This is a genomic window from Streptomyces sp. NPDC052701 (assembly GCF_040678355.1).
GTDB lineage: Bacteria > Actinomycetota > Actinomycetes > Streptomycetales > Streptomycetaceae > Streptomyces.
Genome location: NZ_JBFATO010000010.1, coordinates 108703 through 120053, shown reverse-complemented (window position 1 = coordinate 120053; position 11351 = coordinate 108703). Strand labels below are relative to the sequence as shown.

Annotated in this window: 8 protein-coding genes; 3 read left to right on the top strand and 5 right to left on the bottom strand. The window is 73.1% G+C overall.

The genetic code is table 11. The features are described from left to right. Window position 1: 1 nt before the first annotated feature. The gene (locus AB0L29_RS14525) at window positions 2-2485 is read right to left on the bottom strand and encodes a ThuA domain-containing protein (RefSeq protein WP_365826903.1); all 2484 of its coding nucleotides are present in this window, start codon (window positions 2483-2485) and stop codon (window positions 2-4) included. 197 nt (window positions 2486-2682) lie between these two features. Here AB0L29_RS14525 and AB0L29_RS14520 point away from each other — a divergent pair, with 197 nt between their 5' ends. Then, window positions 2683-3681 (top strand): multicopper oxidase domain-containing protein, encoded by a 999-nt coding sequence (locus AB0L29_RS14520; RefSeq protein ID WP_365826901.1) that lies wholly within the window; start codon window positions 2683-2685, stop codon window positions 3679-3681. A 265-nt stretch (window positions 3682-3946) separates the two neighbouring features. Then, window positions 3947-5023 carry a LacI family DNA-binding transcriptional regulator gene (locus AB0L29_RS14515; protein WP_365826899.1) on the top strand — a complete coding sequence of 359 codons (1077 nt, stop codon included), beginning with the start codon at window positions 3947-3949 and terminating at the stop codon, window positions 5021-5023. Between the two features lie 330 nt (window positions 5024-5353). On the opposite strand, the gene AB0L29_RS14510 is transcribed toward AB0L29_RS14515, so the two are convergent. Beyond that, the gene (locus AB0L29_RS14510; protein WP_365826897.1) at window positions 5354-6136 is read right to left on the bottom strand and encodes a VOC family protein; all 783 of its coding nucleotides are present in this window, start codon (window positions 6134-6136) and stop codon (window positions 5354-5356) included. 190 nt (window positions 6137-6326) lie between these two features. Between AB0L29_RS14510 and AB0L29_RS14505 the strand changes: the two genes are divergently transcribed. Further along, complete coding sequence (locus AB0L29_RS14505) at window positions 6327-6626, top strand: WhiB family transcriptional regulator (protein ID WP_365826895.1); 300 nt, start codon at window positions 6327-6329, stop codon at window positions 6624-6626. A gap of 85 nt (window positions 6627-6711) precedes the next feature. Here AB0L29_RS14505 and AB0L29_RS14500 read toward each other — a convergent pair whose 3' ends face one another. The 3 genes from AB0L29_RS14500 to AB0L29_RS14490 all read right to left on the bottom strand — a co-directional run bounded on the left by AB0L29_RS14500 (window position 6712) and on the right by AB0L29_RS14490 (window position 11345). After that, window positions 6712-7686 (bottom strand): acyl-ACP desaturase, encoded by a 975-nt coding sequence (locus AB0L29_RS14500; protein WP_365826893.1) that lies wholly within the window; start codon window positions 7684-7686, stop codon window positions 6712-6714. A gap of 214 nt (window positions 7687-7900) precedes the next feature. Next, complete coding sequence (gene ddaH, locus AB0L29_RS14495) at window positions 7901-8677, bottom strand: dimethylargininase (RefSeq protein ID WP_365826891.1); 777 nt, start codon at window positions 8675-8677, stop codon at window positions 7901-7903. Between the two features lie 376 nt (window positions 8678-9053). After that, window positions 9054-11345 carry an excinuclease ABC subunit UvrA gene (locus AB0L29_RS14490; protein ID WP_365826889.1) on the bottom strand — a complete coding sequence of 764 codons (2292 nt, stop codon included), beginning with the start codon at window positions 11343-11345 and terminating at the stop codon, window positions 9054-9056. Window positions 11346-11351: the final 6 nt, after the last annotated feature.

Here is an 11351-nt window from a genome sequence, read left to right as displayed (position 1 = left end):
GTCACCGCTGTGTCCCCCTCGCCAGCCGGTCGGCGGACGGCGTCGGCCCGCCGCCCGTGTACGTCACCCGCCACAGCGCCGACCTGGAGTCGGAGGTGAAGAAGCCGCGGCCGTAGTCGAGGACGTACAGCGCGCCGTCCGGGCCGAACTTCCAGTCCATGAGGTTGCGGATGCCGTCGTTGCCGCCCGGCACGATCCGCTTCAGCGACTCCGCGTGCACGGGCGGACCACCCTCTCCCTGCGTCGCCGGGTCCATGAGCACCGCGTGGCGCGGCTGGTCGCCGTCGTAGAAGTCGCCGACGAACCACTTGCCGTCCCAGTAGGACGGCCACTTGACGGTGCTGCCGGCCGGGACGTCGGCGTACCGGTAGACCGGCCCGTTCATCGCGGCCTGCCCGCCGCCCTTGAGCCACGGCAGCCGGTAAGTGGCCTCCTCCGGCTTGTAGGAGGGGATGCCGTTCGCGTCGCGCGGGTAGACCGGGGCGCCGCCCTGCGGGGAGTACCAGATGTTGTTGCCGGTGACCGGCGGCAAGTCGACCAGGCCGTCGTTGTTCGGCGACTCGTTCCTCGGGTGGGCGCAGTCGTACCAGCCCAGCGGCTTGGACGGATCCGGCAGGTTGCGGTCCCGGTAGGGCTGCGCGTCGCCCACGCAGTACGGCCAGCCCCGGTTGCCGGCCTCGGTGATCACGGCGAAGGTGTCGTACTTGGCGGGACCCCACACCGGCGACGGGGCGGTCGCGTCCGGGCCGACCCATCCGGCGTAGAGGACGTCGGTGGTCCTGTCGACGAAGATGCGCGCCGGGTTGCGCACGCCCATCACGTAGATCTCGCCGCGCGTCTTGCCGCCGCCCTCGTCGCTCTCCCTGCCCGTGAAGAGGTTGCCCTCGGGGATCGTGTAGGTGCCGTCGGGCTCCGGGTGGATGCGCAGGATCTTGCCGTTGAGGTTGTTGGTGTTGCCGGCCGTGCGGCGCGCGTCGGCGAACGACACCCCCTTGAAGTGGGGTTGCGGGTTGTTGCCCGAGTAACCGCCGCTGAAACCGCTGGAGTTGTTGTCCCCGGTGGCGATGTACAGGTTGCCCCGGGAGTCCCAGGCCATCCCGCCGCCCGCGTGGCAGCAGCTGTGGATCTGCACCGGCCAGGCGAGCAGCACCTTCTCGCTGTCCAGGTCCAGCTTGTCGGTGGCGTGGTCCAGGGTGAAGCGGGAGACGCGCCGCTCGGCCATGTGGGTGTCGCGGTTGATCCGCGCGTGGGGTGTGTAGTGCAGATACACCCAGCCGTTCCGGTCGAAGTGCGGGTCCAGTTCGATGCCGAGCAGTCCTTCCTCGACCTTGGTCAGCTCGTCGCCCCCGCCCTTGTTGCCGAAGACCGTCAACTCGCCGGCCAGGGTGACCTCCCCGGTCGCCGGGTCGTAGACGTGGACCTGCCCCGTGCCCTTGCCGACGTCGGGGTCGTTCCAGTCGGTGATCACGGGCCGGGAGGAGTCGGTGCCGCCCCGGCCGATGTAGAACACCCGGCCGTCGGGCGCGGTGACCAGGCCGTGCGGCTCGCCGATCTGGTCGTTCTGCCCGGGCTGGTTGGGCCGGGTGAGCCGCTCCGCCTTGTAGTTGCCGGCGATCGTCGCCTTGCAGTCGGCCTGCACCAGGCGGGTCGCCCACAGCAGCGCGCCGCGCAGATGGGCGCGGAAGTCGGTCTCGTCGTACGACGACGCCGTGCCGCCCATGCCGGTGTAGAAGGACCGTCCGCCGTCGTAGTCCCGGCACCAGCTGACCGGGTGGTCCCAGCCGTTGGCGCCCGCCCCCGGCTGGTAGGTGGACTCCCGTACGCGTGCGACCGTGTGCACCGTGCCCGACGGGTTCTTCGCCCAGTTCAGCCACTTGTCGGGCCGCTTCCACTGGACCGGCAGGTCCCGGGTGGCCGGGTGCCGCCGGTCGCCGACCTCGACCGTGGCCCGCTGCACCGCCGCGGGAGCGGAGGCGGCCGGGCGGGCGCCGACGAGGCCGGTGAACCAGTCGGAGTACGGCTCCGCGCGGGCCGCGTCGTGGATCCCGACGAAACCGCCGCCGGCCTCCATGTACGCCTCCAGTCCCGCCTCCTGCTCGGGATCGAGGACGTCGCCGCCGCCGGTCAGGAACACGATCGCGTTGAACCGCCCCAGCCTCGTTCCGTCGGTGAAGACGGAGGCGTCGTCGGTGGCCCGGACCTCGAAGCGCTGGTCCGCCGGACCGGACAGGCCGATCCTCTCGATCGCCTCGATCCCGGCGTTCACGACGGGCGACTCGTCCCCGGCCGCCGCGGATCCGTGGAAGATCAGCACCCGCACGTTCGCGCCGCCCGGCGGCGACTTGATCGACATCGTTGTCAGGGGCGGCTCCGGAGCGGGGCGCGCGCTCGCGGCGGGAGCCGACAGCAGCCCGGCGGCGACGGCGGCGGCCGCTGCGGCGGCCGCCCAGGCCCGTCTCGTCGTGCTCAACCCTCGTAAGTGCATGGGCCCCTCCTCGGTCACGGCAGCAGCGCCAAGGAAGCTAGACCTTTTCGCGTCACCCGCCAAGAGATAGGACCGCAACGCAACGAACTTTGTCCTGACCGTGGATAAACGGCCGCGGGACCGCTACCGTCTCACGGGTTCATGACAACCATGTCGCGGTTCGTCCCGTCAGTTCCTTCTGGAAGTGGGGAGTTCGCATGGACAGGCGCAGCTTCAACCGGCGGGTCCTGCTGGGGGGCGCGGCCGTCACGACATCGTTGTCCCTGACTCCCGAGACGGCCGTCGCCGGCCCGTCGGCGCGGACGGCGCCCGCCGGGGGCGAGGTGAGGCGCATCAGGCTGTACGCCGAGAGACTCCCCGACGGACAGATGGGCTACGGCCTCGAGAAGGGCGGGGCGACCGTCCCCGGCCCGCTGATCGAGCTCAACGAGGGCGACACGCTGCACATCGAGTTCGAGAACACGATGGACGTCCCCGTGAGCCTGCACGTCCACGGTCTGGACTACGAGATCTCCAGCGACGGCACGAAACTCAACGGGAGCGACGTCGAACCGGGCGGCACCCGCACCTACACCTGGCGCACCCACGCCCCCGGCCGCCGCAAGGACGGCACCTGGCGGTCGGGCAGCGCCGGCTACTGGCACTACCACGACCACGTCGTGGGCACGGAACACGGCACGGGCGGCATCCGCAAGGGCCTGTACGGCCCGGTGATCGTCCGCCGCAAGGGCGACGTCCTGCCGGACCGGACGCACACGGTCGTCTTCAACGACATGCTGATCAACAACAGGCCGGCGCACAGCGGACCCGACTTCGAGGCCACGGTAGGAGATCGCGTCGAGTTCGTCGTGATCACGCACGGCGAGTTCTACCACACCTTCCACCTGCACGGTCACCGCTGGGCCGACAACCGCACCGGCACGCTCACCGGGCCCGACGACCCGAGCCAGGTCGTCGACAACAAGATCGTGGGCCCGGCGGACTCCTTCGGTTTCCAGGTGATCGCGGGGGAGGGCGTCGGAGCGGGCGCCTGGATGTACCACTGCCACGTGCAGAGCCACTCCGACATGGGGATGGTGGGGCTGTTCCTGGTGAAGAAGCCGGACGGGACGATCCCGGGGTACGACCCGCACGAGCACGGGCACGAGCCCCGGCGGGCGTCCCGGTCCGAGCCCCGGCACGAGCACGAGCACTGACGGATCATGGCCGGGTGCTCTCCGTCCTGACCCGGTGCTCCTGACGCGGTGCTCCTGACGCGGTGACCCGCGGGCCCCGCCGGGCCCCGGGTGCCGCCCGGCTCCGCGACGGCCGCCGCCCGTCGCGCCGGGTCCGCGCCCGCCGGCGGGGTTCGGACCGGTCCCCGGGACGGCCGGCGCGGGCGCTTCCCGCCCGCAGAGAGCGCTCTCACCTCCGTGCCCGGCCGGGGCTATCCTGATCGGCAACCGCCGGTGAGGAGCAGAAGTGACCGAGACAGCGCCGCGTCCCACACTGGAGGCCGTGGCCGCCCGGGCCGGGGTGTCGCGGGCCACCGTCTCGCGCGTGGTCAACGGCGCGGACGGCGTGCGCGAGCCGCTCGTCGAGCGCGTCCGGCGGGCGGTGGAGGAACTCGGTTACGTCCCCAACCAGGCAGCCCGCAGCCTGGTGACGAAACGGCACGACGCCGTCGCCGTCGTCATCGCCGAACCGGAGACCCGCGTCTTCGCCGACCCCTTCTTCGCCCAGCAGCTGCGCGGCATCAGCAAGGAGCTGACCGCCCACGACAACCAGCTCGTGCTGCTGCTCACCGAGGGCCGTGACGACCACGCCCGGGTGGGCCGCTACCTCGCCGGCGGCCACGTCGACGGCGCGCTGGTGTTCTCGCTGCACCTGGACGACCCGCTGCCCGGACTGATCCACAACGCGGGGGTGCCGACCGTGTTCGGCGGCCGGCCGGGGTGGAGCGACGGCACGGCCCCCCGGGCACCCGGTTCCGCCGGAGCGGGGGACGCCCCCGCCGCCGTGTACGTGGACAGCGACAACCGGGGCGGCGCCCGCGAGGCCGTACGGCACCTCGTCGGCCTCGGCCGCACCCGCATCGCGCACATCACCGGCCCCCTGGACCAGACGTCGGCGGTGGACCGGCTCGACGGCTTCCGGGACGTCATGGCCGACGCCGATCCGCGGCTCGTGGCCGAGGGCGACTTCACCCCGTCCGGCGGCGAGCGCGCGATGCGGGAACTCCTCGGCCGCCGCCCCGACCTGGACGCCGTGTTCGCCGCCAACGACATGATGGCCGCGGGCGCGCTGCGGGTGTTGCGCGAGCACGGGCGGCGCGTACCCGAGGACGTCGCCGTGGTCGGCTTCGACGACATGCCGCCCGTGGCCGAGCAGACCGACCCGCCGCTGACGACCGTCCGCCAGGACATCGAGGCGATGGGCCGGCTGATGGCCCGCCTGCTGCTGCGCGACCTGGACCACCGCGCCACGGGCGAGCCGTCCGCCGGCGCCCCCTCCAGCGTGGTCCTGCCGACGACGCTGGTACGGCGGGCGTCGGCCTGAGGCCTGTCGTCGGACTCCCGCCTGCCCCGCGACGCCCCGCACGCACTCCCGCCGCACCGGGCGCAGACCCGAGTGCATCCCGTGCGCGGGCCGGCGCCCGGCACGCCGGGAGCACGCACCCGATGCCGCGGGGCCCGCCCTCCGGGCGGACGACGGGAGTTTGACGACAGGCCCTGGAACGGCCGCAGCGGTCGGCCGAAGCGGAAGGAGCCGAGCCGGTCCGGCGCCGGCTCCGCCCGGGCCGGGGACCGCGGTCCGGCGCTCACGCACATCCGGGAAGTGCCCACGGTGGTGCGGGCGGGGAGCGGCGTCCGCGCACGGGCGCGTGTCTCACCCCTCCCGCGGCGCACTCCTGATCACCGCGAAGCGGGCCCCGAAGGGGTCCGCGAGGCGGGCGGCGCGGCCGGCGCCCGGGACGTCCGCGGCGGGCACGCGGACCGTGCCGCCCAGCCGCCGCGTCGCCGCGACGACCGCGTCGACGTCGGTCACCTCGAAGTACGGCAGCCAGAACGCCTGCGTCTCCACCGGGTCGTCGGCCAGCGGGACGACGCCGCCGAACACGCCGTCCTCCCCGGTCCCGGCGGGATTGAGGCACGTGTACGCGCCGCCGGGGAAGACGGCCGAGGTCTCCAGGCCGAGCACGGCGTCGTAGAACGCGGCCGCCGCGGCGACGTCCGGGGTGTACAGCTCCACCCAGCTCAGCGCACCGGGCTCCGCGGCCACGTCCACGCCCCCGGTCCGCCCCGGCTGCCAGACGCCGAACGGCACACCCGCCCGGTCGGCCAGGACCGCCATGGTGCCCCGGTCCATCACGTCCACCGGCTGGAACAGCACCCTGCCGTGCGCCCGCTCGGCCGCCCTGGCCGTGGCCTCGGCGTCCGGGCTGCGGAAGTACACGGTCCAGGACGGCGGGCCCTGCCCGGGCGCGGCCCGCACCGCGCCGGTCACGGTCCTGCCGTCCAGTTGGAAGAAGCCGTAGCCGCCGGCCTCGGGCCCCGCCGGGCGGAACGTCCAGCCGAGGACGCCGCCGTAGAAGGAGATCGCGCCGTCGAGGTCGGGCGCGGTGACGTCGACCCAGTTCGGCGAGCCGTCGACGAAACGGGTGGTGAGCATCGTCGCCCTCCTCGCGAGCCCCCGCGGCGGATCCCGCGGTCTGCCCTGTCGAGTCTTCCACCGCCCCGTGGCCGTCGCCCCCCGGCCGTGACCCCGGGCCGTCGTCTTCGGAGCGCCGCCGTGCGCCGGGGCGCCCGGCGCGGCAGCATCAAGGCGGCCGGAGGCCCCGGGCACCGGCGTTGATCGCACGTTGACCGAACGTTTTGCGCTGCCGGGCACGCTGCTGACCATGCACATCGACACGATCACGACGTCCGGCCCCGACTGGCAGCAGGAGGCGCTGTGCGCGCAGACCGGGGCGGACTTCTTCTTCCCCGAGCCGGGCAGCTCGGTGCGGGAGGCCAAGCGGATCTGCGGCATGTGCCCCATCCGCTCCGCGTGCCTGGAGTACGCGCTCGACAACGACGAGCGGTTCGGCGTCTGGGGCGGCCTGTCGGAGAAGGAGCGGCTGGCCCTGCGGCGCGCCTCCCGCTGGGCACACGGCTCGTGAGGTCGTCCGGCCGGGCGGGCGGCGGGCGGCGGGCAGGGGCGGAAGGCCCGTCCGTCCGGCCGCTCCGCCCCGCCCCTGCCGGAGGTCAGTTGCCGGCGCGGGCCGCCATCCGGGCCTTGCGCGCGGCCAGCTTCTCGTCGAACTTCGCCGCCTCGGCGTCCAGCCCGCTCATGTACAGGCCGAGTTCCTCCTGGGCCTGGCGGCCCTCGGGGCCCAGCCCGTCGATCTCCATGACCTTCAGGAAGCGCAGCACGGGCTGGAGCACGTCGTCGTGGTGGATCCGCAGGTTGTAGACCTCGCCGATCGCCATCTGCGCGGCGGCCCGCTCGAAGCCGGGGATGCCGTGGCCGGGCATCCGGAAGTTCACCACGACGTCCCGCACCGCCTGCATCGTCAGGTCGGGCGCGAGCTCGAACGCCGCCTTGAGCAGGTTCCGGTAGAAGACCATGTGGAGGTTCTCGTCGGTGGCGATGCGGGCCAGCATGCGGTCGCAGACCGGGTCGCCGGACTGGTGCCCGGTGTTGCGGTGCGAGATGCGGGTGGCCAGTTCCTGGAAGGCGACGTAGGCGATCGAGTGCAGCATCGAGTGCCGGTTGTCCGACTCGAAGCCCTCGCTCATGTGCGCCATGCGGAACTGCTCCAGCTTGTCCGGGTCGACCGCGCGCGAGGTGAGCAGGTAGTCCCGCATCACGATGCCGTGCCGGCCCTCCTCCGCCGTCCAGCGGTGCACCCAGGTGCCCCAGGCGCCGTCCCGGCCGAAGAGGGTGGCGATCTCGTGGTGGTAGCTGGGGAGGTTGTCCTCGGTGAGCAGGTTCACCACCAGCGCGATCCGGCCGATCTCGGTGACCTTGGACTGCTCCTTGTCCCAGGCCTCGCCGTCCTCGAAGAAGCCGGGGAAGTTGCGGCCGTCGCTCCACGGCACGTACTCGTGCGGCATCCAGTCCTTGGCGACCTGCAGATGTCGGTTGAGCTCCTTCTCGACCACTTCCTCCAAGGCGTACAGCAACCGGGCGTCGGTCCAGACGGAGGGGCTGCCGAGGTGCGGGGAAGCGATCGTCATGGGAACTCCAGGGGGACGAGTGACAGGGAACGGCCCGGCGAGCGGCGCCGGGAACCTACGCAATCGTAGGCTACGAATCCGTAGGTTACGAGTCCGTAGGTTAAGGGTGTCGTAAAGACCGCTGATCAGCCGGTATTGCGCGGAGAGTCGCCCGATGCGCCACCGGCCCCGGACCCGCAGGTCTCAAGGGCCGGACGGGGCGGGGACCGGCCGGTCAGGCGTACAGCTCCCGCAGTCGCACCGAGAGACATGTCACACAGCCCTCGAGCTTCTCGAACTCGCTGATGTCCACGACGACCGGCTCGTACCCGAGGTCCGTGAACAGTTCGGCGGTCCTCGGCGCGCTCGCCGCCATCAGCAGCTTGCCACCGCCGAGCAGCACGACGTGGGCCCCCGACTCCTCGGGCACCGGCAGGAAGCGCGCGAACAGCGACGGGGCGTCCAGCTTCGGGAGGTGCCCGATGACCGTCCCGTCCGGCAGCGCCGTGACCGCCGTCTTCAGGTGCAGCACCTTGCCGACGGGCACGGGGACGACCCGCGCGCCCAGCGGTTCGAAGGCCGCCCGCAGCTGCTGGACGCCGGCCGCGTTGGTGCGGCCGCCGCGGCCGACGTAGACCGTGTCACCGACCTTCAGCACGTCACCGCCGTCCAGCGTGCCGGGCTCCCGGATCCGGTTCACCGAGCAGCCGAGACCGGCCACGACCTCCTCGACCCCCGCGGTCTCCGCGCGCCGGGACCCGGCACCGGGCCGCGCGATCAGCGCCACGTTCCTGTACATCACCACCGTGTCCTCGACGAACACCCCGTCGGGGCAGTCGTCGGCCGGGCCGACCTCGATCGTCTCCCAGCCGTGGGCGCGCAGCGCCGCCACGTACGCCTCCCACTGCGCCACCGCGAGGCCGGTGTCGACCCCCGTCCGTTCGATGTGTGTCACCAGGCCTTCGGCCAGGCGGGGACCGGGGCGGCGGACGAGGGCCTTCTTGCTGGGCACGGGCGGGACTCCGTATCGACGGGATTCAAAGGGAATCGACGGGACAGGTCGGGGACGGCGCCGACGGTGCCTGCGTCACCGGCCGGACCCCGTCGACGGTCGGCGGACCATCATGCAGGGCCGTTCCGGTCGAGGCCACCTCCGGGGGACGCGGCCGGGGGCGCGGCCGGGGCCGGCGGGCGGGGAGCGGCGGCGCACGGGGCGCCGGCCGGGACCGGGACGCGCGGGCGGGCGCGTCCCGGTCCGCCGGGGACACGGGTGTCCGGATGCCCCCGGCGGACACCTGCGGACCGGACCGGGCTGGGCCGGACCGGGCCGGGCTCGACGCGGCGCGGCGCGCCCGTGCGGCCCGGCCCCGGTGCCCGCGGGGGCCGTCTCACCGGCCGGGGCCGGCGGCGGTGCCCGTCACGGCCCGCCTCAGGTGCTCACCCGTGAACGACCCCTCGGCGTCGAGGAGCCGGCGGGGCGTCCCCTCGAACACCACGCGTCCGCCGTCCCTGCCGCCGCCCGGGCCGAGGTCGATCACCCAGTCGGCCCGGGCGACGACATCGAGGTTGTGCTCCACGACGACGACGGTGTTGCCCGCGTCCACGAGCCGGTCGAGCAGCGCGACGAGCCCTTCCACGTCGGCCATGTGCAGACCGGTGGTGGGTTCGTCGAGGACGTACACGGCGCCGGTGCGGTGCAACCGGGTGGCCAGTTTGATGCGCTGCCGCTCGCCGCCGGAGAGCGTCGACAGGGGCTGGCCGAGCGTGAGGTACGCGAGGCCCACGTCCCGCAGGGCCTGCAGCCGGCGCCGCACGCCCGGGTCGTCGAAGAAGCCGAGCGCCTGCCCGGCCGTCATCTCCAGCACGCCGGCGACGGAGTGGCCGCCCACGGTCAGGCGCAGCACCTCGTCCTTGAAGCGCCGCCCCTCGCAGGCGTGGCACGTCGTGGTGACGGGGTCCATGAAGGCGAGGTCGGTGTGGATGACGCCGCGCCCCTCGCAGGTGTCGCAGGCACCGGCGGAGTTGAAGCTGAACAGGCCCGGCTCCGCCCCCGTCTCGCGGGCGAAGATCTTCCGTACCGTGTCCATGATCCCGAGGTACGTCGCCGGGGTCGAGCGGGCCGAGATGCCGATCGAGGACTGGTCGACGACCACCGTGCCGGGGTGGGCGGCGGTGAACTCCGTGACCAGGGTGCTCTTTCCCGACCCGGCGACCCCGGTCACGGCGGTGAGCACCCCGGCCGGGAAACACACGGTCACGTCCCGCAGGTTGTGCCGGCCGGCGCCCTTCACCCACAGCTCGCCCGTCGCCCGGCGCACCTCCTCCTTCACGGCGGTGCGGCGGCGCAGGCACCGCCCGGTCGGGGTGTCCGACGCGGCCAGTTCCCCGGGCGTCCCCTCGAACACCACCCGGCCGCCCTCGGAGCCCGCGCCCGGACCCATGTCGACGACGTGGTCGGCCAGCGCGATGACGTCCGGGTCGTGCTCGACCACCAGCACGGTGTTCCCCTTGTCCCGCAGCCGCAGCAGCAGGTCGCCCAGGCGGCCCACGTCGCGCGGGTGCAGGCCGACGCTGGGCTCGTCGAAGATGTACGTCATCCCGGTCAGGCTGGAGCCCAGGTGCCGCACGGTCTTCAGCCGCTGCCCCTCGCCGCCGGAGAGGGTGGCGGTCTCCCGGTCGAGGCTGAGGTAGCCCAGACCGATCGCCTCGATGCGTTCGAGCGCGGCGACGGCGGCCCCGGCGACCGGCCGGGCGACCGGGTCGTCGATCTCCCTGAGCACGGCGATCAGGTCGGTGACCTGCATCCGCACGCAGTCGGCGATGGACAGGCCGTTGATCCGGGTGGCCAGCGCCGCCGCGTTGAGACGTGCCCCGCGGCAGACCGGGCAGACGCCCTCCACCAGGAACGCGCGGACCAGGTCGCGGGTCTTCTGGCTCATGGCCGACAGGTCCCGCTTCAGGTACAGCCGTTCGAAGCGGTCGGCGAGCCCTTCGTACTCGGTGGTCCAGGTGCCGCCGCTGCCGCTGACGGTGACCTTGCTGCCGGGCCGCCCGTGCAGGAGGAATTCCCGCTCGGCGGCGGTGAACCGCCCGACCGGCTTGTGCGGGTCGAGGTCGGCGCTGTTGGTGTACGCCTGCCCCTGCCAGGTCCCCACGGCGAACGGCGGGAACCGGACCGCCCCGCCGGCCAGGGAGCGGTCCGGGTCCAGGATGCGGTCCCAGTCGGGCCGCACCGTGCGCCCGAGCCCGTCGCACTCGGGGCACATGCCCGACGGGTCGTTGAACGAGTACGCGGTCGCCGGCCCGGCGCTCGGGGTGCCGTGCCGGGAGAACAGCACCCGGATCACCGAGTAGACGTCCGTCATCGTGCCGACCGTGGAGCGCGAGTGGCCGCCGACCGGCCGCTGGTCGACGACGATCGCGGGGGAGAGGTCCTCGATGCCGTCCGCGTGCGGCCGCTCGTACTTGGGCAGCCGGTTGCGGACGAACCACGGATACGTCTCGTTCAGCTGGCGCTGCGACTCCACCGCGATCGTGTCGAAGACGATCGACGACTTGCCCGATCCCGAAAGGCCGGTGAACACGGTCAGCCGGCCTTTCGGGATGCGGAGGGTGACGTCCTTGAGGTTGTTCTCCCGGGCTCCGGTGAGGGTGATGGCATCGTGCGTGAACTCGGTCATGCCGCC

What these genes read in the sequence shown, in the direction of transcription:
- AB0L29_RS14520 (WP_365826901.1), top strand. Translation starts at nt 2,683, where the DNA reads ATGGACAGGCGCAGCTTCAACCGGCGGGTCCTGCTGGGGGGCGCGGCC.
- AB0L29_RS14500 (WP_365826893.1), bottom strand. Translation starts at nt 7,686, where the DNA reads ATGACGATCGCTTCCCCGCACCTCGGCAGCCCCTCCGTCTGGACCGAC.
- AB0L29_RS14490 (WP_365826889.1), bottom strand. Translation starts at nt 11,345, where the DNA reads ATGACCGAGTTCACGCACGATGCCATCACCCTCACCGGAGCCCGGGAG.
- AB0L29_RS14510 (WP_365826897.1), bottom strand. Translation starts at nt 6,136, where the DNA reads ATGCTCACCACCCGTTTCGTCGACGGCTCGCCGAACTGGGTCGACGTC.
- AB0L29_RS14525 (WP_365826903.1), bottom strand. Translation starts at nt 2,485, where the DNA reads ATGCACTTACGAGGGTTGAGCACGACGAGACGGGCCTGGGCGGCCGCC.